20 protein-coding genes are annotated in these 22,078 nt (G+C 41.1%); 11 read left to right on the forward strand and 9 right to left on the reverse strand.

Annotated elements, in window-relative coordinates; all coding sequences use genetic code 11:
• Positions 1-26 precede the first annotated feature (26 nt).
• Entirely contained in the window at positions 27-704 is a 678-nt protein-coding gene (locus QMN06_RS00485; RefSeq protein WP_281970534.1) for a c-type cytochrome, read from the forward strand.
• A gap of 27 nt (positions 705-731) precedes the next feature.
• Here the strand turns inward: QMN06_RS00485 and lysA are convergent, their stop codons facing one another.
• Positions 732-2,030, reverse strand: a complete 1,299-nt coding sequence (gene lysA, locus QMN06_RS00490; protein ID WP_281970535.1) for a diaminopimelate decarboxylase — start codon at positions 2,028-2,030, stop codon at positions 732-734.
• Positions 2,031-2,035: 5 nt separating this feature from the next.
• Positions 2,036-2,242, reverse strand: a complete 207-nt coding sequence (locus QMN06_RS00495) for a lipoprotein (protein ID WP_281970536.1) — start codon at positions 2,240-2,242, stop codon at positions 2,036-2,038.
• Positions 2,243-2,293: 51 nt separating this feature from the next.
• On the opposite strand from QMN06_RS00495, the gene cyaY reads away from it, so the two are divergent.
• Positions 2,294-2,659, forward strand: a complete 366-nt coding sequence (gene cyaY, locus QMN06_RS00500; protein ID WP_281970537.1) for an iron donor protein CyaY — start codon at positions 2,294-2,296, stop codon at positions 2,657-2,659.
• Here the strand turns inward: cyaY and QMN06_RS00505 are convergent.
• From QMN06_RS00505 to QMN06_RS00525, 5 genes are read right to left on the reverse strand one after another with little or no spacing between them, the layout of a single operon-like run.
• Positions 2,656-3,789 (reverse strand): deoxyguanosinetriphosphate triphosphohydrolase, encoded by a 1,134-nt coding sequence (locus tag QMN06_RS00505; RefSeq protein ID WP_281970538.1) that lies wholly within the window; start codon positions 3,787-3,789, stop codon positions 2,656-2,658. The genes cyaY and QMN06_RS00505 overlap by 4 nt on opposite strands.
• A complete protein-coding gene (aroB, locus tag QMN06_RS00510) occupies positions 3,786-4,868 on the reverse strand; it encodes a 3-dehydroquinate synthase (protein ID WP_281970539.1) in 1,083 nt (360 codons plus the stop codon). The genes QMN06_RS00505 and aroB overlap by 4 nt, the downstream gene beginning before the upstream one ends.
• On the reverse strand, positions 4,865-5,389 hold the full coding sequence (locus QMN06_RS00515) for a shikimate kinase (protein ID WP_281970540.1): 525 nt from the start codon (positions 5,387-5,389) through the stop codon (positions 4,865-4,867). The genes aroB and QMN06_RS00515 overlap by 4 nt, the downstream gene beginning before the upstream one ends.
• 50 nt (positions 5,390-5,439) lie before the next feature.
• Positions 5,440-6,504 (reverse strand): type II and III secretion system protein, encoded by a 1,065-nt coding sequence (locus QMN06_RS00520; RefSeq protein WP_281970541.1) that lies wholly within the window; start codon positions 6,502-6,504, stop codon positions 5,440-5,442.
• Positions 6,504-7,088, reverse strand: a complete 585-nt coding sequence (locus QMN06_RS00525; RefSeq protein WP_281970542.1) for a hypothetical protein — start codon at positions 7,086-7,088, stop codon at positions 6,504-6,506. The genes QMN06_RS00520 and QMN06_RS00525 overlap by 1 nt, the downstream gene beginning before the upstream one ends.
• A gap of 192 nt (positions 7,089-7,280) precedes the next feature.
• Here QMN06_RS00525 and QMN06_RS00530 point away from each other — a divergent pair, with 192 nt between their 5' ends.
• From QMN06_RS00530 to QMN06_RS00545, 4 genes are all read left to right on the forward strand, one after another.
• Positions 7,281-9,524, forward strand: a complete 2,244-nt coding sequence (locus tag QMN06_RS00530; protein WP_281970543.1) for a penicillin-binding protein 1A — start codon at positions 7,281-7,283, stop codon at positions 9,522-9,524.
• A 2-nt stretch (positions 9,525-9,526) separates the two neighbouring features.
• Positions 9,527-10,084 (forward strand): transposase, encoded by a 558-nt coding sequence (locus QMN06_RS00535; RefSeq protein WP_281970544.1) that lies wholly within the window; start codon positions 9,527-9,529, stop codon positions 10,082-10,084.
• Positions 10,085-10,275: 191 nt separating this feature from the next.
• On the forward strand, positions 10,276-15,027 hold the full coding sequence (locus QMN06_RS00540; protein WP_281970545.1) for a glutamate synthase-related protein: 4,752 nt from the start codon (positions 10,276-10,278) through the stop codon (positions 15,025-15,027).
• Between the two features lie 35 nt (positions 15,028-15,062).
• Positions 15,063-16,526 carry a glutamate synthase subunit beta gene (locus QMN06_RS00545; protein ID WP_281970546.1) on the forward strand — a complete coding sequence of 488 codons (1,464 nt, stop codon included), beginning with the start codon at positions 15,063-15,065 and terminating at the stop codon, positions 16,524-16,526.
• A 23-nt stretch (positions 16,527-16,549) separates the two neighbouring features.
• On the opposite strand, the gene QMN06_RS00550 is transcribed toward QMN06_RS00545, so the two are convergent.
• Positions 16,550-17,836, reverse strand: coding sequence for a type II toxin-antitoxin system HipA family toxin (locus QMN06_RS00550; protein ID WP_281970547.1), 1,287 nt, complete (start codon positions 17,834-17,836; stop codon positions 16,550-16,552).
• Positions 17,826-18,065, reverse strand: a complete 240-nt coding sequence (locus tag QMN06_RS00555; RefSeq protein ID WP_281970548.1) for a helix-turn-helix transcriptional regulator — start codon at positions 18,063-18,065, stop codon at positions 17,826-17,828. The genes QMN06_RS00550 and QMN06_RS00555 overlap by 11 nt, the downstream gene beginning before the upstream one ends.
• A gap of 182 nt (positions 18,066-18,247) precedes the next feature.
• Between QMN06_RS00555 and QMN06_RS00560 the strand changes: the two genes are divergently transcribed.
• The 5 genes from QMN06_RS00560 to QMN06_RS00580 are packed head-to-tail and all read left to right on the forward strand — an operon-like array spanning position 18,248 to position 22,011.
• The gene (locus QMN06_RS00560; protein ID WP_281970549.1) at positions 18,248-19,057 is read left to right on the forward strand and encodes a cyclase family protein; all 810 of its coding nucleotides are present in this window, start codon (positions 18,248-18,250) and stop codon (positions 19,055-19,057) included.
• 49 nt (positions 19,058-19,106) lie between these two features.
• Positions 19,107-19,934, forward strand: coding sequence for an ABC transporter ATP-binding protein (locus QMN06_RS00565; RefSeq protein ID WP_281970550.1), 828 nt, complete (start codon positions 19,107-19,109; stop codon positions 19,932-19,934).
• On the forward strand, positions 19,934-20,722 hold the full coding sequence (gene mlaE / locus QMN06_RS00570) for a lipid asymmetry maintenance ABC transporter permease subunit MlaE (protein WP_281971693.1): 789 nt from the start codon (positions 19,934-19,936) through the stop codon (positions 20,720-20,722). Before QMN06_RS00565 ends, mlaE begins: the two co-directional genes overlap by 1 nt.
• A 27-nt stretch (positions 20,723-20,749) precedes the next feature.
• Positions 20,750-21,223 carry an outer membrane lipid asymmetry maintenance protein MlaD gene (gene mlaD / locus QMN06_RS00575; RefSeq protein WP_281970552.1) on the forward strand — a complete coding sequence of 158 codons (474 nt, stop codon included), beginning with the start codon at positions 20,750-20,752 and terminating at the stop codon, positions 21,221-21,223.
• Positions 21,224-21,225: 2 nt separating this feature from the next.
• Positions 21,226-22,011 carry a VacJ family lipoprotein gene (locus tag QMN06_RS00580; protein ID WP_281970554.1) on the forward strand — a complete coding sequence of 262 codons (786 nt, stop codon included), beginning with the start codon at positions 21,226-21,228 and terminating at the stop codon, positions 22,009-22,011.
• Positions 22,012-22,078: the final 67 nt, after the last annotated feature.

The raw sequence follows: 22,078 nt of genomic DNA on the forward strand, positions 1-22,078 counted from the left end.
AAATAAAGAAATCTCTAAACACTATTATGCGCTTATCACTTATGTTAAAAAATATTATTCAAAACTTGACTGTATTTGTCTTTATTGCTTTTTTAGGTGCAACTGCACAACTTCAAGCAAGTGAGCCATCCGCAAAGCCTGCAAAACCAGACATTTCTGCTGGTGAGGCTTTGTATTCCAATGGAGATAGCGCAAGAGGGATTACGGCTTGTGTTGGGTGTCATGGCGCCAATGGCAATAGCGGCTCAGGAACTTGGCCAAAACTTTCCGCACAAAATGCAACGTATTTAGCGACACAACTCGCACACTTCAAATCAGGCGAGCGCGCAAATCCAGTCATGATGGGTATGTCTATGCTTCTCACTGAAGCTGATATGAAAAATGTGTCAGCATATTTAGAAAAACAAACCCATAAACCAGGTACTGCGAGAAACAAAGATACGATCGAACTTGGTAAGAGTATTTATCGTGGCGGAATTGCTGCGAAAAATGTTCCGGCATGTGCCTCATGTCATGGCCCTTCTGGCTCAGGCATCCCTGTTCAATATCCACGCGTAGGTGGACAGTGGGCAGAATATACACAATCACAATTAGTTACCTTTAGAAGTGGTGAGCGTAAAAACGCACAGATGAATACCATCGCTGCGAAGTTAAACGATAAAGAAATGCAAGCGGTTGCAGACTATATCGCTGGACTACAATAACCTGATTTGAGTTACCAAAATGAGGGCTTAGCCCTCATTTTTTTTGGGCAAAAGATGCTCACCTGAAAACAAGCTTTGAACTGTTTCACGCTCGCGGATGAGATAGGACGTCTGATCACTGACCATTACCTCAGCAGCTCTTGGCCTTGTATTGTAATTAGATGACATGGAAGAGCCATAGGCACCAGCAGAAAGAATCATGAGGACATCATCCTGCTCGACGGCAAGTGACCGATTTTTTCCAAGCCAATCACCTGTTTCACAAACAGGACCAACAACATCATAGATCTCTTGGGGAATGGATTTTTGTAGTATCGGTTCGATATGATGAAAAGCTTCATACATTGCAGGCCGCATTAAGTCATTCATTGCGGCATCGACGATACAGAAATTTTTGGCTTCAGTTGGTTTTAAATACTCAACCTTAGTCAAAAGAAGACCTGCATTACCCACTAGAGAACGACCAGGTTCAAAAATAATTTCTAAATGACCAAATCCTTTAGATTCAATATGATTTAACAAGGTATTAGCAAAATCAGTAATATTTGGGGCTACATCCCCACCATAATCAATTCCAAGACCACCACCAATATCGAGATGATGAATTTCAATACCGCGTTTGCCAAGGTCCTCAATCAACATAAAGACTCGATCAAGGGCATCGATATAGGGGGCAATGTCCAAAATTTGAGATCCTATATGGCAATCAATCCCGATAATTTTGCAATGCGACATGCTTTTAGCTGTCAAGTAAGTTTCAATGACAGATTCGTAAGCAATCCCAAATTTATTATCTTTTAATCCGGTAGAAATATAAGGGTGAGTTTTTGCATCTACATCAGGATTAACACGAAGTGAGATAGGTGCAATTAAATTGTGCTGTTGGGCGATATCATTGATGCGGGTGAGTTCAGGGATTGATTCCACATTAAAACATTTGACACCAACCTGTAAAGCTCGAGATATTTCTGAAACGGATTTACCCACCCCAGAAAAAACACATACGGCAGGTGAAGCACCGGCAGCGATGACACGCTCTAATTCTCCACCGCTTACGAGATCAAAGCCAGCACCCAGACCTGCAAATAAATCTAGAATCGCCAAATTACTATTGGATTTCATTGCAAAATGAACCCTAGCCCTACGGCTACCATCAGTCCGTAAGCAAGCCTTTTCATAAGCAGCAAAAGCTTCAATCAGCGCTTGTTTGCTATAGACATAGCAAGGTGTACCGAACTCTTGGGCAATACTGACCAGAGAAACATTTTCAGCGAACCATGCTTGGTTTTTTAATTGAAATCCAAGAAGCTTAGGTAATTGATCCATAAAAATTAGGGCTTATTCGAAGGGGTAGTTTGAGGTGCTGATGGTGTAGGAAACTGAATCCCTACGGGTTCGACTTTCGTGGGTTTCTCTGGCTTTGGAGGGGGCGGCGGTAAATACAATGGTCCCCTAACCCCACAAGCAGTAAGGGTTATTAAAAGAATGCCACCTAAGCCAAGAAGAAAACTAAAATGTAATTTTGCAAATTGTTTCATGATTCCCATATTATGAAGCCAAATGCGTTCACTATTGAAAAAGACTGAGATATGTTGCCAACTAAAGTTGAAAAAATTACCGATTCAGAGTTTAAAAATTTAGCGGGAATTGCTCTCGATAAAATTGAAAACGAACTTGAGCGCCTATTTGAAAGCACAGATTTTGATGTGGATTTGGAAAGGCAAGCGAGTGTCTTAAATATTTCTTTTCCAAATAAGACGGTGATCGTAATAAATCTGCAAACTCCTTTACATGAATTATGGGTTGCCGCAAAGGAGGGTGGATTTCATTTTAAGTGGGCTGGAACAAAATATCAGCCCTTATGGCTTGACACAAAAACGAATGAAGAGTTTTACGCTGCCGTCTCCAGATATATCTCAACTCAGGGTGCTATCAGTTTTGCAGTGAAAGATTAAGAGCTAAAGCGCATAAATTCGCTACGGGCAAAACGGTCTGTCATGCCCGCTATATAGTGCGCGATACGTCGATGAGGATGATTGATATCCTGCGTTCTAAAGTGCGCAGGAATTTCATGAGGATTTTCTAGAAAAAAACTAAACATAAATTCAATTTGTGCCGCGGCTCCTTGAGTTACATCAACCACCCTTGGATGCCGATATAAATTTTTAAATAGAAAGCTTTTCAATTCGACAACTTGATTTTTCATCGAGTCTGAAAATGAAATCAATGGAGGTAAATGTCGCACATCGTCGATGGACTTCGGTTGATACTGTTCTATCAGTAATTTGGAGTTGTTGACCAAGTCATCAATCAGTACATGAATCATATGTCGGATGACCTCATGTCGTAGCCTTCTTCCCTCAAGATTAGGATACATCTTAAGAACAATTTGTCGTCTAGTATTCCATAATTCAGTCTCATTCAGAGACGGCATTTCTAACAAACCAGAACGAATCCCATCATCAATATCATGATTACTGTAGGCGACTTCATCGGCAATATTGGCTAATTGAGCCTCAAGGCTGGGCTGAAGATTATTCTCGAATCGATCAGCGAGATTGCCCAACCATTCGCCATGGATACGGATATTTTTCCGTGACACATGTTTTAAGATTCCCTCACGCGTTTCATAAGATAAATTAAGACCATTAAATGTCGGGTATCTTTCCTCGAGCTCATCAACCACCCATAAACTTTGAAGGTTATGCTCAAAACCATCATGTTGATGCATACAGGCATTTAAAGCATCTTGACCAGCGTGCCCAAAAGGCGTGTGTCCAAGATCATGCGCAAGAGATATTGCCTCGACTAAATCCTCATTGAGTTGTAGGCGTCTTGCAATAGCCCGCCCGATCTGGGCCACTTCTAGGCTATGCGTTAGACGTGTACGAAAGTCATCACCCTCATGATTTAAAAAAACTTGGGTTTTGTATTCTAAGCGCCGAAATGCAGCGCAATGAAGAATGCGGTCCCGATCCCTTTGAAATGGGTTTCTACCTGATTTAGTGGGTTCCGATGGCTCCGTATGAACTCTACCCAAAGAGGTTTGTGCTTGCGCACTATATGGCGCTAGCTCTAAGCTCATGTTGCTCCAAAGCGCTTTAAAACGGCTTCAATGGTTGCATTAGGAACTTTTTGTACATTGGCTTGCCCGAGTTTTTCTAGGACAACGTACTTAATAGTTCCTAGCTCGGCCTTTTTATCATGAGACATCAAATCTAAGTATTTCCCAACGGGCCAAACTGGAGGTGATATTGGTAAATGAAGAGCGGCAATCATATGCGTTAGTCTCTCAACTTCTTGCGCAGTAATATAGCCTAGCTCCTTGGATAATTCAGTAGCGATAACCATTCCGCAACCCACCGCCTCACCGTGTAACCAGTCACCATAACCCATTCCTGCTTCGATGGCATGTCCAAAGGTATGGCCAAAGTTTAAATGAGCACGAATGCCGATTTCTTTTTCATCAGCAGCTACAACAGCCGATTTGATTTCACAAGATCTTAATACAGCATGTTCCATTGCTGATAGGTCACAAGCATTCAGTTCCGAGATATGAGATTCAATCCAGGATAAAAAGGTAGCATCGGCGATTGCACCATGTTTAACAACTTCCGCAAGACCAGCAGCAAGTTCTTTCGGCGGGAGAGTGGTTAGTGTGCGTAAATCAGCAATGACGGCTACAGGTTGATGAAACGCACCAATCATGTTTTTTCCCAACGGGTGATTGATACCCGTCTTACCACCTACTGATGAATCTACTTGAGAAAGGAGGGTTGTCGGTATTTGTATAAAAGCAATACCTCGCATAAAAGAAGCTGCAGCAAAACCTGCCATATCACCAATAACACCACCACCAAGAGCGATGATGGTACTTTTACGGTCAGCACCAGCTGCCATTAAGCCATTAAAAATAAGTTGTAAAGTTTCCCAGTTTTTATGAGCTTCACCATCAGGAATGATGACCCTGACCACTTGTTGACCAATTTGCTTTAAGGACTTTTCAACTTGATCAGCATATAAAGGGGCAATTGTGGGGTTGGTAACAATAATGCTTAGATGACCACGCACATGTGGAGCAAATAATTCATGATTTTGAATAAGATTTTCACCAATGTAAATTGGATAGGAGCGATTACCTAGATCAACCTGTAATGTGTTCATGAATCTAACTCCAGTTGCATCACTAATTTGTTGGTTAATTGGGTAACATTCGGCTTACCGGTTTCTATCGTTTGATGCGCTATAGACGAGTATAGAGGGTCACGTATTTCAAATAGCTCTTTAAAGCGCTTTTGAGGGTCAGCAGTATTGAGTAAGGGCCTACCTTTGTCATTTCTTGTCCTAATCCAAAGTTCATGAGGGTTTGCGCGCAAATAAATAACATAACCGTTGTCATGCAGTAACGAGCGGTTTTCAGGCATTAAGACACTGCCACCGCCTGTGGCTAAAACAATATCTTCCAATTGAGTTAAGTCTTTAATGACAGCAGCCTCTCTTTTTCGAAAACCTTCCTCACCTTCCATTTCAAAAATAGTAGGAATTTTTACACCACAGCGTTTTTCAATTTCATGATCGCTATCAAAAAAAGTTTTTCCGAGTCGTTTAGCCAAGGTTTTGCCAACGGTAGATTTGCCAGCCCCCATGAGGCCAATGAGATATATATTTTTAGGAACAGATTTCATACATCAATTTTACGCAGGGTCGAGACAGAATCAAAATTTTTGTTCATTTTCTAATTTTGACCATTGTGATCAATCAATGTAGGCGTTAAAAATATTAATAATTCATTTTTATCATTTATTTTTTCAGTATGCTGAAATAACCGTCCAATGATTGGTAAGTCACCAAGAAATGGAACCTGAACGGTTTCTTCTCGTTCGACAGTAATAAACACACCACCGATCATGACCGTGCCACCTTCCTCAACCATCAGCGAAGACTTTAAAGCCCTTGTATTCACTGAGTGCCCATTCCCAAATTGCTTGCCTAGGGAATCTTTGGATATTTCAACATCAAGCTTGATGTATTCTGGGCGTATTTCGGGGATGACCGCAAGCCTCAAATTCACCTTTCGAAAATGAACCTTAGACCCTTCTTTTGAATTCGTTGTGTAAGGTATTTCAGTACCTTGTTCAATGACTGCGCTCACTTGATGTGTAGTAACGATGCGCGGGTTAGAAATAATTTTTCCTTTGCCATTGGTTTCTAGAGCACTTAACTCAGCTTGAAGAATTTGTTTTGCCCCTTTAGAGATAACCGTGATACTTCCAGTAACCGGATGAAGGCCATTTCTGACCCCAGCTTTTAGATCTGCATTTAAGCTAGATTGGATTCCGTCTGAAGAGGAGTTTTTAGGCTTATTTAACAAACTTAATTTAACACCTAACTCCTGACTAAAGCGATGGTCTACTTCAACGATAAACGCTTCAATAGCAACTTGTTGAGGATGTTCTTCCACATGATTAAGACTATCCCAAAGAGCTTGCGAGTTGTTTTTAATCACATGTGGCGGCGCCACCCAAATCATATTGCCATTTTGCACAAAATAAAGCCCGTGACTACGCAGCACCATTTCAAAGGTTTGTTTCCAAGTGACATCTTTAGCAATTAAGTCCGTAGTACCTTCAAGGTGTTGATGACCAATAAAATGAATGTTGCCTGCTTGTCCTAGTATTTCAAAAACATCCTTTAACTCAACATTTTTAAAAGATAGATTTAATTTATTTTCAGGCAATTGATATTTTGAGAATGCCACACTTGAGAAAAGATAAAGCAGACAGACGATCCAATTTTTCATTAATTCTCCAATTTATGAATCGTGTAAGTTTTATCATTTTCACCAACAAGGGTGAGATAAAGTTCGGTAATCTCTTTGACTCGCCAGTGATCATTAAAAGCTTCATTCTGCGTTAAAAATCGATCGCCTAATTGTGATTTTGTATAAGCAATTCGTTGTCGATTGACCTCATAAAATCCCATGTATTTAATGCTTTGAAGATGGGATGCCGTTTGTGCATCACCCCAAAAATTTTTACTCGCAAATTCCTCTTCCTCTTCCAATACTTGTGAAATTTTATTGTTCATTTCTTCCACGTTTTCCATCATTTGCTCAACCCGCGCTTCACTTTCTTCAACCCCTACGAAAAGGGAGTCGAATTGTGAATGCATGAATGCAATATCATTTTTCAAATAGTAGTAAACAATACCTACAGTAGAAGCGTTAAGAATCGACACAAGTAACAAAACGTAACTTATATTTTTTTGGATAAATCCCTTAACGTCTTTATTAGAGGTGTGTAATGGCTCCTGGGAATTGAGGTGAAGTACCTCACCAGTTTCAGGATCGATTTTTGTGGAAGATGAGATAGAAAATAGGTTCATTCGCTATTGTTCACAAGAATTTAAAGCCAGGAAAGCCCAATGGGGGGTCAAATTGGATGATTTTGTTGTCAGAAAGTATCGATACTTGTCTTGCCTTCCTTATAATCGAAGCATGAATCAAAATTCAGCCCATATAGCGCTAGGTAAGTCTTATTTTCAACGCCATGGAAATACTCCTTTTGGGGTTGTGTCATGTTGAAAAAATTCATTTTCGGCATTGTTATTTTGGCAATTGCGGGCATTCTAAGTGCCGCGATCATGCTTGCCTATATTGTTATATTGGCGACCCCTAATTTGCCATCACTAGAAGTTATTACAGACTATCGCCCTAAAGTCCCGTTAAGAATCTATACAGCTGACAACGATATGATTGGTGAATATGGAGAGGAGCGACGTAATGTTACTCGTATTAATGAATTTCCTACCAGCCTTAAAAATGCAGTGATATCCATTGAAGATGACCGGTTTTATGATCACCCTGGAGTAGACCTTCAAGGCATTGCTAGGGCGGCATTAGTCAACTTAAGTGGTAAATACTCTCAAGGCGCTTCGACGATAACAATGCAAGTCGCGCGTAATTTTTTTCTAACGAATGAAAAAACCCTCAATCGTAAAGTTTACGAAATTCTGCTAGCTCTAAAAATAGAAAAAAATCTCTCAAAAGATAAAATTTTAGAGCTCTATATGAATCAAATTTATTTAGGTCAACGATCCTATGGTTTTGCAAGTGCCGCAAGAATTTATTTTGGCAAAGAAGTTCAAGATTTATCGATTGCTGAATCGGCCATGTTGGCTGGTTTACCAAAGGCACCTTCAGCCTACAACCCAGTAGTTAATTTTCGCAGAGCAAAGATACGTCAAGACTATATTTTGCAAAGAATGCGTGATCTTAAGTACATTACAAATGAAGAATATGGCAATGCCATCTTGGAAGAGTTACAAGTGAAAGGACTCGGTAAAGAGTTCAACGTACATGCAGATTATGCCGCTGAATATGCAAGAAGTTTATTAGTCAGTATGTATGGAGAAAATGTTTATATACAAGGCTTAAAAGTTTATACAACGATTAATAAAACCAAACAAGAAGCGGCATATATAGCCCTAAGAAAAGGCATTTTGGACTATGACCTTAAACATGGATATCGTGGACCAGAAGGTTTTGTGGATTTGCCCAAAAATAATCTTGAAAGCAAGGAAAGTAAACGTGTACTTGATGAAGCTTTAATCGATCACCCTGCTAGTGATGACATGCAATCTGGGGTTGTTTTAAAGGCTAGTCTTCAAGAAGTACAGGTATTTGTATCCTCGGGTGAAACGATTCGAATTAAACCCGATGGATTGCGGATTGGTCGAGAGGGTCTTGTCAATACGGCACAACCTAAAATTCAAATTAAACCTGGTTCCATTATTCGGGTTTCACAAACCAGCAATGGTGTTTGGCAAATTGTGCAAATGCCTGAAGTTCAGGGAGCATTGATTTCATTAGATCCTAAAACAGGAGCAATTAATGCAATGGTGGGTGGCTTTGATTTTAAAGTTTCTCAATTCAACCATGCTATCCAAGCCGAACGTCAGCCAGGATCTTCATTTAAACCATTTATTTATGCCGCTGGGGTTGAGAAAGGCATTATGCCGAGAACTTTGGTAAATGATGCTTACTTATCGATTGGGGGTTCTGAGACCGGCGGTAAAGCTTGGGAGCCAAAAAATTATGATGGCAAAACTGATGGCGTGATGACAGTCAGAAGCGCACTAGCACGTTCAAAGAATTTAGTTTCAGTTCGTATTATGCGATCAGTAGGAACTCAATATACCCAAAAATACATTCAACGCTTTGGTTTTCCACCAGAAAAAAATCCCCCATATTTAACCCTCGCCCTTGGTGCGGGGTCTGCGACGCCATTACAAATGTCCGTAGGCTATAGTATTTTTGCAAATGGTGGATTTGATGTGAATCCTTTTTTAATTAGTAAGATTGTGGATGGAAAGGGCCGGGTCATTTTCCAGGCACCAGCAAGTTCGGTGGGTGATGAATCAAAGCGCGTGCTGGATGAAAAAACCGCCTTTGTGATGGACAGTTTGATGCAGGAAGTAACAAGATCGGGAACTGCTGCGACTGCTAGAGCAAAATTAGGCAGAAGTGATATTGCAGGTAAAACGGGAACAACCAATGATGCTCATGATGCTTGGTTTGCCGGGTATCACCCCAGCTTATGTGCAGTCGTTTGGATGGGCTTTGATCGACCAAAAAGTTTAGGAAGTAATGAAACTGGCGGTGGTTTATCTTTGCCAATATGGATTAACTATATGGCTAAAGCATTAGAAGGTGTGCCAGAGTCCCCGCGCTCCCCACCTGAAGGAGTTGTGAGTATTGATGGCGATTGGACAGTTCCAGAATTTACCAATCGGGCATCCTACACATCCCTCATGGACTAGTTGTGGTTAGAAAAGCTCGCCAGATCATTCCTGGGCAAGTGTATTACGTTGTGTTGCGTGGTATCCCTTCGTTATCCATATTTGAAAGAGATGATCTAAAACTCGAGTTTTTAGCTTGGTTAAGAGATGCTGCAAAAAATTACAAGTTAACGCTCCATGCCTATGTGATTTTGCCAAACCAAACTCAAATTTTAGTTACCCCTTTATTTGATGCCTCTTTAGCTAGAACCATGCAATCACTATGCAGGAGATTTACACAGCTATATAACCAAATGTACCAACACAAAGGCAGTATTTGGGCTGGCAGATATTACTCCTATGCCATTGAAAATGATCCAGAAATTTTGTTATTTCAAAAGAAAATTGAACAAAGTCCGCTCAAAGAGCGCCTTGTTCAGAAACTAGAGGATTATGTCTGGTCAAGCTATAAAATTCATATTGGGCTTGAACCAAACTATGGCTTACAAGATGTATTACATTTTTGGGCATTGGGGAACACCCCATTTGAGCGTCAACGACACTGGGAAAATATTGTCTTAGAAAAAAGCCTCCCACCCTAAGGCTTTTTAATCATTGACCTACAACTCTGTCCCCTTAAAAAAATCTGATTTATAAGTATAATTAGATCAATGGGGACAGAGTTGTCATTAAATTGTTTGATGTCATTGAATAATTCCCCTATAGTGTGAAGGTAATTAGGGTTTTTCCTATATGGAATATGAATACCTTTCTCTTTTTTTAGGACCGTACAATGTTAAATCCATCTCTTTTGCGACCAGAACAGCAAGGGTTATATGACCCAAGAAATGAACACGATGCCTGTGGTGTAGGCTTTGTAGCCCACATTAAGGGGCTTCGTGCCCACAGTATTGTCCAGCAGGGATTAAAGATCTTAGAAAACCTAGACCATCGCGGAGCTGTCGGGGCTGATGCCCTAATGGGTGATGGCGCTGGGATTTTGATACAGATACCTGACGCTTTTTATCGTGCGGAAATGGCTAAGCAAGAGATCAAACTACCTCCAGAAGGTGAGTATGGTGTCGGGATGGTTTTTTTACCAAAAGAAAGTGCGTCACGTCTAGCTTGTGAGCAAGAATTGGAAAGAACCGTTCGTATCGAAGGTCAAGTGATTTTGGGATGGCGCGATGTGCCGGTAGATTCTGAAATGCCAATGTCGCCAAATGTCAGAATTTCTGAACCGGTCATTCGTCAAATTTTTATTGGCCGTGGTAGAGATATCATGACCACCGATGCATTAGAGCGCAAGTTATATGTGATTCGTAAATCAGCAAGTCATGCGATACAAAATTTAGAGTTACAACATGGCAAAGAATATTTTGTAACTTCGATGTCAGCTAGAACCATCGTTTATAAAGGGCTGCTCTTAGCCAACCAAGTGGGCGATTACTATACGGATTTACAAAATGAAGCTGTTGTTTCAGCCTTGGCATTGGTTCATCAACGTTTTTCAACGAATACCTTCCCTGCCTGGGAATTAGCCCATCCATATCGCATGATTGCACATAACGGTGAAATCAATACCGTTAAAGGAAACGTGAACTGGATTAATGCCAGAACAGGTGGTATTAAGTCACCCGTTTTAGGTAGTGATTTGGAAAAACTGTGGCCGTTAATTTATCCAGGACAATCAGACACAGCAAGCTTTGATAATTGTTTAGAGCTTTTAGTCATGGCTGGTTATCCATTAGCACATGCGATGATGATGATGATTCCAGAAGCCTGGGAACAACATACGCTCATGGACGATAATCGTCGTGCCTTTTACGAATACCATGCTGCAATGATGGAGCCATGGGATGGGCCAGCAGCAATTGCCTTTACAGATGGTCGTCAAATCGGTGCAACCCTCGACAGAAATGGACTACGTCCAGCAAGATACTATGTCACAGACGATGATTTAGTTGTGATGGCATCCGAAGCAGGAGTATTAAATTTTCCTGAGAGCAAAATAGTCAAAAAATGGCGTTTGCAACCTGGAAAAATGTTCCTCATCGATATGGAGCAAGGGCGCATCATTGAAGATGGTGAGCTTAAAGAGTCATTAGCAAAAGCAAAACCTTACAAGAGTTGGATTGAAGCCGTTCGTATCAAGCTCGATATTATTGATGTTAAAAAAGTAGATCAATTAGATGATCAGCAACACATCCGGCCTGCCGCCAAATTATTAGATCGTCAACAAGCATTTGGGTATTCACAAGAAGATCTCAAATTTTTAATGGCGCCAATGGCACAAACGGGTGAAGAGGCTGTCGGCTCGATGGGCAATGACAGCCCACTCGCAGTATTGTCGAATAAAAATAAAGTTTTATATCACTACTTTAAACAATTATTTGCGCAAGTGACCAATCCGCCGATTGACTCTATACGCGAAAACATGGTGATGTCACTCGTATCGTTTATTGGCCCTAAGCCAAATCTTCTCGATACAAATAATATCAATCCACCAATGCGTTTAGAAGTAAGTCAACCGATATTAGATTTTGATGATATTACTAAAATCAGACATATTGAACACTACACAGGCGGTAAGTTTAGAGCGCACGAATTAGATATTTGTTATCCGGTAGCATGGGGTAAAGATGGTATCGAAGCGCGATTAGCTTCTCTTTGCGCAGAAGCTGTTGATGCCGTTAAGTTAGGTTTTAATATTTTGATTGTGAGTGATCGTCAGATTTCACAAGAGTATGTAGCAATACCGGCATTACTAGCAACATCAACGATCCATCAGCATCTTGTGCAAAAAGGCCTAAGAACGAGTACTGGACTTGTTGTTGAGACTGGATCTGCAAGAGAAACACATCATTTTGCATTGTTAGCCGGATATGGTGCCGAAGCAGTACATCCTTACTTGGCGATGGAAACTTTAGCCCAATTATCAGAAGGATTTACGGGCGACTTATCACCAGAAAAAGCCATCAAAAACTTTGTCAAAGCCGTTGGAAAAGGCTTACAAAAAGTGATGTCAAAAATGGGTATCTCCACGTACATGTCTTATACAGGTTCGCAAATTTTTGAAGCGATTGGACTTTCAGAAGAATTAGTCAATAAATACTTCTTGGGCACAGCTTCAAATATTGGTGGTATCGGTATATTTGATGTTGCGGAAGAAGCGCTAAGGATGCACCGCCTCGCGTTTAGTGAAGATCCGGTACTGCAACATATGTTGGATGCGGGCGGCGAATATGCCTATCGTGTTCGTGGTGAAGATCATATGTGGACACCTGACTCTATTGCTAAGCTGCAACATTCAACACGTGTTGGACCAGAAAAAGGTGGTTATCAAACATTTAAAGAATATGCCAACTTAATTAACGATCAAAGTCGTCGACATATGACTTTGCGTGGCTTATTTGAATTTAAGTTAGACCCAAGTAAAGCCATTGATGTAGCAGAAGTTGAACCCGCAAAAGAGATTGTGAAACGTTTTGCTACTGGCGCAATGTCTTTAGGTTCAATTTCAACAGAGGCACATGCTACGTTAGCAGTTGCCATGAATCGAATTGGTGGTAAATCAAACACCGGTGAAGGTGGCGAAGATCAGAATCGTTATCGAAATGAATTAAAAGGTATTCCTATTGCTGCAGGTGAAACCCTTGCAAGTCAATTAGGTAAAGATGTGATTGAGGCAGATATTCAATTACAAGCGGGAGATTCATTACGCTCAAAAATTAAGCAAGTGGCATCAGGACGATTTGGTGTAACGGCAGAGTACTTATCATCAGCCGATCAAATACAAATTAAGATGGCTCAAGGAGCAAAACCTGGTGAAGGCGGTCAATTGCCCGGCAGTAAAGTATCTGACTATATTGGAAAGTTACGCTATTCCGTCCCAGGAGTAGGATTAATTTCACCACCCCCACATCACGATATTTACTCTATTGAAGATTTGGCGCAACTGATTCATGACTTAAAAAATGTTAATCCAAAAGCCGATGTCTCAGTGAAGTTGGTATCTGAGGTAGGTGTCGGGACAGTTGCTGCTGGTGTTGCGAAAGCTAAGGCAGATCATGTTGTGATTTCTGGTCATGATGGCGGCACAGGTGCTTCACCTTTATCCTCCATTAAACATGCAGGATCACCATGGGAATTAGGCTTAGCTGAAACGCAACAGACATTAGTACTTAATGGACTACGCGGACGTATTCGTGTTCAAGCTGACGGTCAAATGAAAACAGGTCGTGATGTTGTGATTGGTGCATTACTCGGTGCCGATGAATTTGGTTTCGCAACAGCACCACTCGTTGTTGAAGGCTGTATTATGATGCGCAAATGTCATCTCAACACTTGCCCAGTAGGTGTGGCAACCCAAGATCCAGTGCTCCGTGCAAAGTTTTCAGGAAAGCCAGAGTATGTTGTTAATTTCTTCTTCTACATTGCTGAAGAAGTCAGAGAAATCATGGCTCAACTAGGAATAAAAACTTTTGATGAGTTAGTTGGGCGCGTTGATTTATTAGACACCAAAAAAGGCATTGAACATTGGAAAGCCAAAGGACTTGATTTTAAGAAAATTTTTGCCCAGCCAGTTCATGTGATGAGTAATGAGCGTCGACAAGTATCAACTCAAGACCATAATTTAGGTAATGCTTTAGATAATGAATTAATTGATAAAGCGCATCTTGCAATTGAAACTGGTCAAAAAGTTTCATTTATTCACCCCGTCCGTAACGTCAACAGAACGGTTGGCGCCATGATGTCTGGTGAAGTTGCAAAACGATACGGCCATGGCGGCCTACCAGATGACACAATTCATGTGCAGTTTAACGGCACAGCTGGACAAAGCTTTGCCGCATTCTTAGCGCATGGCGTGACATTTGATCTCGTAGGTGATGCAAACGATTACGTCGGTAAAGGACTATCCGGCGGCCGCGTGATTGTTAGAACACCCAATGAGTTTAAAGAAAACTCCGCGGACAACATCATTGTTGGTAATACTGTGTTGTATGGCGCAATTGGTGGTGAGGCGTATTTCAACGGAGTGGCTGGCGAGCGTTTTGCAGTTAGAAACTCGGGTGCCATTGCAGTTGTTGAAGGCACTGGTGACCATGGCGCGGAATATATGACCGGAGGAACGATTGTTGTTCTTGGCGATACTGGCCGTAATTTTGCTGCTGGTATGAGTGGTGGAATAGCGTATGTGTATGACCAAGATGGCTTGTTTGCGAAGCGTTGTAATACGACAATGGCTCTCCTAGAGAAAGTCTTACCGTCAAGTGAGCAAGAACAATTGATTCCGAAAGAGCAATGGCATGCGCCACTTGATGTAAAAGATGGCGGTGAACGTTTAACTGACGAAGTCATCTTAAAGGATTTAATTGAGCGTCACTTTAAACACACTGGTTCAGAACAAGCTAAGGCAATTTTGCGTGACTGGGATACTGCACGTCAACAATTTGTCAAAGTATTCCCAACAGAATACAAGCGTGCACTTGGCGAGTTATGGGCTAAAGCACAAAGTAATCAACAACAAGTAACTGCGGTTTAATACTGGTCAGCGAATAGAAAGAATAGAGGAGTCGTATGGGAAAAATTACTGGTTTTATGGAGTTCGAAAGATTATCTGAACATTATGAAGTGCCTGTTCAGCGAGTCAAACACTATAAAGAATTTGTTGCAGCGCTCACAGATGATGAAGCCAAAACACAAAGTGCACGTTGCATGGATTGTGGTATTCCATTTTGTAATAATGGTTGTCCAGTCAACAACATCATCCCGGACTTTAACAATTTGGTGTATGACAATGATTGGCAGCAAGCAATTGAAGTTTTGCATTCAACAAATAATTTCCCAGAGTTTACTGGCCGTATTTGCCCGGCACCATGTGAAGCAGCATGTACATTAGGGATTAATGATTTAGCGGTAGGTATTAAATCGATTGAGCATGCCATTATTGATCGTGCTTGGGAAAAGTCTTGGGTTAAACCGCAAGTACCAATGCATAAAACTGGTAAAAAAATTGCAATTGTTGGTTCTGGGCCTGCTGGCATGGCCGCAGCGCAACAACTCGCTCGCGTCGGTCATGACGTGACGGTTTTTGAAAAAAATGATCGTGTTGGTGGTTTGCTCAGATATGGTATTCCTGACTTTAAGATGGAAAAATGGCTGATCGATCGTCGCGTCGAACAAATGCAAGCTGAGGGCGTCACGTTTAAGACAGGTGTTTTTGTTGGTAAAGAACAGCTTGATCCGTCGATTAAAGATTACTCACAGCAACGAATTGATCCAGACCAAATTTTGCAAGATTTTGATGCCGTCATTATTAGCGGTGGAGCAGAGCAACCAAGAGATTTACCGATTCCAGGCCGCGAACTAGAGGGCGTTCATTTTGCATTAGAGTTTTTGATTCCGCAAAATAAAGAAGTTGCTGGAGATGACAAAAACCAAATACATGCAGGTGGAAAAGATGTGATTGTGATTGGTGGTGGTGATACAGGTTCCGATTGCGTAGGAACATCCAACCGCCATGGTGCTAAATCAGTCAGTCAATTTGAGTTACTGCCACAGCCACCAGAAGAAGAAAATAAGCCTTTGGTCTGGCCGTATTGGCCAACGAAGTTAAGAACTTCTTCATCACATGAAGAAGGCTGTTCACGTGACTGGTCAGTAGCGACGAAACGTTTTGAAGGTAAAAACGGTAAGTTAGAGAAACTGATAGGTGTGCGTCTAGAGTGGAAAGACGGCAAGATGACGGAAGTGCCTAACTCTGAATTTGAGATGAAAGCGGATTTAGTCTTTTTAGCCATGGGATTTGTTTCCCCTGCTCAGCAGATTTTGAGTGGGTTTGGTATTGAAAAAGATCAACGTGGCAATGCTAAGGCATCGACTGAAGGTGATCAAGCTTATAAAACCAATCACCCGAAAGTATTTGCAGCTGGCGATATGCGTCGTGGACAATCACTCGTTGTCTGGGCGATTCGTGAAGGACGTCAATGCGCTAAGGCTGTCGATGAGTATTTAATGGGCGCAAGCGTACTACCGAGATAAAATAATGGTTCGGCAACGAACCATTATTCTTGTGGCGCATGAATGCTCAGACGCTTAATAGTTAATGAGCATCTTTGTTCGATTAAGTTAACAATTTGATTCACAATGTCATTATTAGAAAATCCTGCATGGGGATTTGATTGCAAATCTTTAGCTTGAATGACGAGCCTTTTTGCAATACTAATAATGTGTTTTTTACCTTGTGACTTATTGAGCTTAGCGCTGTCTAATAATTCATCCCAATGCCTCATATGAATCTCGCTAAATTTATATTTACTACCGATTTTCATGGCCATTTTTGAGGTAAGTTTTGGATAAACCGCTGTGCATAGAGCATCATAGAGTGGCGCCAAAGTAGCTACTTTACCATCGTAAAGAAGCGAGAAATTTTTCCCATGAGCATCATGATTGCCAATAAGTGTATTAAAGACAACATAGTCAAAAAATCGCAGTAATTGAGGCGCATGAGGGTTTGTAGTGTTTCGTAAAAAATCAAAACATTGTCCCAGGCTTGGGCCACCTTCATTTTGATATTTCATTTCAGGAACGCAGCCCAATGCTTGACAAAAATCTTCTTGATGTAAGCGATGTAAGATGCCATCAGAATTCTTGACACGATCGTAACGCTCAACCAGCAAAAATCGAACTCCTTGAACTTGCTCAATGATGGCGTTTGCGGGTTGAAGTTGCATCAATTTTGCTAAAGCCATGCAAAACCCTTCATTGGTAACACTATCATTTACCGCAAGAATGGTTGGTTTCAAAATATGAGAACTCGGCATGCCATGCAGAGGCAAACCGATTCGATGGCCATCATAAACTACCGGTAGTTTGTCTTGAGCTCCAGCAAGTGAAAGTCGATAGCCTTCTCCATCACCCGCAAGCATGGGTCGAAGGGGTAACTCTTCTAAGGTGTGAAGTAGTTCTGATTCGCTTAGCCATTTAATATTTTTCGAAGCATCATTTAAATGAGGTGACAGTAATTTTTCTTGGGGCCTGATAAAGCTCACTGCACCTGCACACTCACCACCAATGATGTCTAGTAAAGAAAAATCGTTTTGAAGCGAAATATGGAATTCTTTCGCAATAAGTCGACGTGGGCGTCCTTCTGGAAGTAAACCAGAAAAAAAAGGGCGAGCTAAGTTATCGTCGAAAACCTTCTCTTGCAATGGCAGTGAGTGGGACAGAGGTTGAGCATGAATGTCACTTAACCAATCAGACGTATAACAAAAACTGAGTTTTCCTTTATCCAAAGATAAGTAACCAACTAGGTGATTAAACAACCAAACGGCTAATGTATTACTCTCCATCGTTTAAACCTTTAAGGCCACCGATATGAATGTCGCCACCTAAAGCGTGTAATACTTGAAGCATACGTTCGAGTTGTATCGTCGGTTTCCCAGCCTCTAAATCAACAATAAACCGGACACCTACACCAGCTGCTAAAGCTAACTGGGGTTGAGTCAAAGCGAGTTTCTTGCGCGCCAATCGCACTGCGTTTCCGATTTGTGAGGAGGACTCCATTTTTACCATTGCCATAAAAATTCCCTTTCGGGAAATTATAGCATGTAAAACGGTATTATCTACATAAATTACCCTATCGGGAAATTGTAGTATTTAAAAGGTTAAAATCATCAAAAATTACCCGTTCGGTAAATTAATTGCGATGTAGATTTCGAAGTAATATATAAACTAATTCCAAAAATACTTCGGAGACTGACATGCCTAGAAAGTTTGTTGATATTTCTATTTTTTTAGAAAATGATGTACTGAGCGATCCCCCATCCTTCAAGCCGAAGATTGAATACTTCACTCATCAAGATACGGTCGAGCGAATTGCTACCTTTTTTCCCGGCTTACAAAAAAATGATTTACCAGATGGTGAGGGATGGGCGGTTGAAGTGGCAACGATTTCAACGCATAACGGCACGCATTTAGATGCCCCTTATCATTTTCATAGCACCATGGATAAAGCTTTAGGTGAGCAGAAAAAATCCAAAACGATTGATGAAGTTCCACTGGAGTGGTGTTTCCAACCTGGTGTGAAATTAGATTTTCGTCATTTTGCAGATGGCTATGTGGTGACAGCAAAAGATGTTGAAGAAGAGCTCAAACGAATCCATCATGAATTAAAGCCATTAGAAATCGTTGTTGTGAATACGCGCGCTGGTTCGAGATATGGGCAAGATGATTATGTGAGTTCAGGATGTGGTATGGGTTACGAGGCAACGATGTATTTACTTGAACGCGGCATACGATTAACCGGTATTGATGGCTGGAGTTGGGATGCGCCGTTTGTGCATACACAAAAAAAATTCGAAAGCACACAAGATTCCAGTTTGATCTGGGAAGGCCATAAAGCAGGGAGGGATATTGGTTACTGTCATCTAGAAAAACTACACAATCTTGAAGCATTACCTGCAGATGGTTTTTATATCAGTTGTTTTCCTCACAAAATACGAGGAGCATCCGCAGGCTGGACACGCGCAGTAGCCATTTTTGACGATGTTTTACAAGCAAGTCAGCCGTAAATAATCAAGTAATTTAGGGTTTTCATGAAGATTGCATGATAATTAAGTTATGCAATCATTGAATAGCACAACTATCGCTACCCTTGAAAATGTGACATTTTCATATGCACCTCAAGAAAGAAATATTCTTGAAGGGTTAAACATGTCTTTTGCCAAGGGTAAATTAACCGCAGTCATGGGTGGGTCAGGTTGCGGTAAGACAACAGTATTGCGCCTACTGGGCGGTCAGGTTAGAGCAAACTCGGGCAAAGTACTTTTTGAAAACGAAGATATTGGCTTACTGAATAATGAAGGCTTAATACAAATAAGACGCAAAATGGGTATGTTGTTTCAGTTTGGCGCACTATTCACAGATATGAGTGTTTTTGAAAACGTAGCTTTTCCTTTACGCGAACATACACCCCTAGATGAGCAGACGATAACTGATCTCGTGATGCTCAAGCTCAATGCCGTTGGGCTGCGTAATGCAAGAGATTTAATGCCCTCGCAAATTTCTGGGGGGATGGCAAGAAGAGTTGCATTTGCGAGAGCAGTGGCACTCGATCCACCACTGATTATGTACGATGAGCCCTTTGCTGGTTTAGATCCCATTGCACTTGGGGTTACCGCCAGACTCATTAAAGAAATGAATAACGCCTTGGGGGCGACGAGTATTTTGGTGACTCATGACGTACCAGAGACCTTTGGCATCGCCGATTATGTTTACTTTATAGCGAATGGCAAAATAGCTGCCGAAGGCACACCTGCTGAATTAATGAAGTCCGAGGACTTATTCGTCAGGCAATTTATAGACGCTCAGCCAGATGGACCTGTACCTTTTCATTACCCAGGGAAAACCTTGCAAGACGATTTTGGTATAAAGGGAGCCGCATCATGATGGGTGAATTGGTTAACCGGATTACCCGTTTGGGTAGTTTTGTGCGCTCGAATATTGCAGGAATTGGTCATGCGACAAAGATGTTCACCACTGTTATTAGCAGATCGACAGGCCTTCTTAAACGTTTTCGTTTAGTGAGTGATCAGGTATTTTTTCTTGGAAATTATTCCTTTGTCATTATTGCTGTGTCAGGCCTATTTGTTGGTTTTGTTTTGGGGCTACAAGGTTATTACACACTCAATCGATATGGGTCTGAGCAAGCTTTAGGTCTGCTTGTTGCACTTTCATTAACTAGAGAACTAGGTCCAGTGGTCACAGCACTATTATTTGCGGGTCGAGCTGGAACCTCACTCACCGCTGAAATAGGTTTAATGAAAGCCGGTGAACAGTTATCTGCCATGGAAATGATGGCTGTTGATCCAGTTGCAAGAGTGATTGCACCACGTTTTTGGGCTGGGGTTATAGCCATGCCAATTTTGGCGGCTATTTTTAGTGCAGTAGGGATTGTTGGCGGTTATTTAGTTGGCGTGCCTCTCATAGGAGTTGATTCCGGGGCTTTTTGGTCACAAATGCAGGGCGGGGTTGATGTTCTTAAAGATGTTGGAAATGGGGTAATTAAAAGTGTGGTTTTTGGCATTGCAGTAACTTTCATCGCCCTATATCAAGGCTATGAATCTAAGCCAACACCTGAAGGAGTATCCCTTGCGACAACCAGAACCGTAGTGATTTCATCTTTAGCCGTTTTAGCTTTGGATTTTTTATTAACTGCTGTCATGTTTTCTACTTAAGATGGTTTAAATCAAAGTGATTGGATTATGAAAAAAAATTCTTTAGATTTTTGGGTTGGTTTATTTGTCGTTACAGGCTTTGTAGCGCTCTTATTTTTAGCGCTCAAGGCTGGCAACATGAGCTCATTTAGCTTTGCAAAAAATTACAGCGTCACGGCAAAATTTGACAATATTGGTGGCTTAAAGCCACGTGCTCCAGTAAAAAGTGCTGGCGTTGTCGTGGGCAGAGTTGCCGCTATTCAGTTTGACGATAAAACTTATCAAGCCACTGTAATCTTAAATTTAGAAGAAAACTTTCATTTTCCGAAAGATTCTTCTGCCAAAATATTGACTTCAGGTTTGTTGGGAGAGCAATATATTGGAATCGAGGCAGGTGGCGATGACCAGATGTTGGCTCAGGGAAGTAAAATCACACAAACTCAGTCAGCGATTGTGCTAGAAAATTTAATCAGCCAATTTTTGTATAACAAAGCCGCAGATGCTGGAAAAGAAAAAGATTAATAATGAAAATATTACCCAGTCACTGGAAAAAATATCTCCAGATTCTTCTGTTAGGAGTAATGACTACCGTATTTGTTGGTTGTGCATCCATTCCTGAAGGGCAACCTAGATCAAAAAAAGATCCTTGGGAGCTAGTGAACCGTAATGTTTTCTCGTTCAACGAGAGTTTAGATAAGTATTTGGTCAAACCGTTAACGCAAACTTATGAGTTTATAGTTCCAGAATTTATACGTAATCGACTCTCTAATGTATTTGCAAACATTGGTGATGTCTATACAGCCGTGAATCAATTACTTCAAGGTAAACCCAAGACAGCTTTTGATGATTTAACTAGGGTGATTATTAATACTACGATGGGTATTGGTGGTATTTTTGATGTGGCAACCGACGCTGGTCTAGAAAAACACAATGAAGATTTTGGACAAACATTTGGTGTCTGGGGCATTGGAGATGGACCTTATATGGTCTTACCCTTACTCGGTCCTAGCAACGTCAGAGATACAGTTGGTTGGTTTGCTGATTTACAAACGGATATCTTAATTAACTATATCAACGATATCCCCCTCAGAAATACCATTACTGGGGTAAGGGTGATTGACCAACGCTCTAAATATTTAAACTCTTCCAACTTGCTTGAGGAAGCTGCATTTGATAAATACACCTTTGTGCGTGATGCCTATATTCAAAGAAGAAGAAATCGTATTTATGACGGCAATCCTCCACTGATTGAAGAAGATGACGATATTCCAGAGGAAATGTTGGAGAAAGAAGAAAGTCGCATTCGTTAATAGATAACATCAAAAAAGATTTAAAATGAAAGGTCTATAAAAAAGGTTAACGATGAAACATACTTCT

This window comes from Polynucleobacter sp. SHI8, assembly GCF_027944005.1.
Lineage (GTDB): Bacteria > Pseudomonadota > Gammaproteobacteria > Burkholderiales > Burkholderiaceae > Polynucleobacter.

Excerpts from the sequence above, each read along its gene's own strand:
- lysA (WP_281970535.1), bottom strand. The coding sequence starts at position 2,030 with ATGGATCAATTACCTAAGCTTCTTGGATTTCAATTAAAAAACCAAGCA.
- QMN06_RS00555 (WP_281970548.1), bottom strand. The coding sequence starts at position 18,065 with ATGGCAATGGTAAAAATGGAGTCCTCCTCACAAATCGGAAACGCAGTG.
- QMN06_RS00485 (WP_281970534.1), top strand. The coding sequence starts at position 27 with ATGCGCTTATCACTTATGTTAAAAAATATTATTCAAAACTTGACTGTA.
- QMN06_RS00560 (WP_281970549.1), top strand. The coding sequence starts at position 18,248 with ATGCCTAGAAAGTTTGTTGATATTTCTATTTTTTTAGAAAATGATGTA.
- mlaD (WP_281970552.1), top strand. The coding sequence starts at position 20,750 with ATGAAAAAAAATTCTTTAGATTTTTGGGTTGGTTTATTTGTCGTTACA.
- QMN06_RS00530 (WP_281970543.1), top strand. The coding sequence starts at position 7,281 with ATGTTGAAAAAATTCATTTTCGGCATTGTTATTTTGGCAATTGCGGGC.
- QMN06_RS00515 (WP_281970540.1), bottom strand. The coding sequence starts at position 5,389 with ATGAAATCTGTTCCTAAAAATATATATCTCATTGGCCTCATGGGGGCT.
- cyaY (WP_281970537.1), top strand. The coding sequence starts at position 2,294 with ATGTTGCCAACTAAAGTTGAAAAAATTACCGATTCAGAGTTTAAAAAT.
- QMN06_RS00520 (WP_281970541.1), bottom strand. The coding sequence starts at position 6,504 with ATGAAAAATTGGATCGTCTGTCTGCTTTATCTTTTCTCAAGTGTGGCA.
- QMN06_RS00550 (WP_281970547.1), bottom strand. The coding sequence starts at position 17,836 with ATGGAGAGTAATACATTAGCCGTTTGGTTGTTTAATCACCTAGTTGGT.
- QMN06_RS00580 (WP_281970554.1), top strand. The coding sequence starts at position 21,226 with ATGAAAATATTACCCAGTCACTGGAAAAAATATCTCCAGATTCTTCTG.
- QMN06_RS00525 (WP_281970542.1), bottom strand. The coding sequence starts at position 7,088 with ATGAACCTATTTTCTATCTCATCTTCCACAAAAATCGATCCTGAAACT.
- QMN06_RS00495 (WP_281970536.1), bottom strand. The coding sequence starts at position 2,242 with ATGAAACAATTTGCAAAATTACATTTTAGTTTTCTTCTTGGCTTAGGT.
- QMN06_RS00565 (WP_281970550.1), top strand. The coding sequence starts at position 19,107 with ATGCAATCATTGAATAGCACAACTATCGCTACCCTTGAAAATGTGACA.
- QMN06_RS00545 (WP_281970546.1), top strand. The coding sequence starts at position 15,063 with ATGGGAAAAATTACTGGTTTTATGGAGTTCGAAAGATTATCTGAACAT.
- QMN06_RS00540 (WP_281970545.1), top strand. The coding sequence starts at position 10,276 with ATGTTAAATCCATCTCTTTTGCGACCAGAACAGCAAGGGTTATATGAC.
- QMN06_RS00505 (WP_281970538.1), bottom strand. The coding sequence starts at position 3,789 with ATGAGCTTAGAGCTAGCGCCATATAGTGCGCAAGCACAAACCTCTTTG.
- aroB (WP_281970539.1), bottom strand. The coding sequence starts at position 4,868 with ATGAACACATTACAGGTTGATCTAGGTAATCGCTCCTATCCAATTTAC.
- mlaE (WP_281971693.1), top strand. The coding sequence starts at position 19,934 with ATGGGTGAATTGGTTAACCGGATTACCCGTTTGGGTAGTTTTGTGCGC.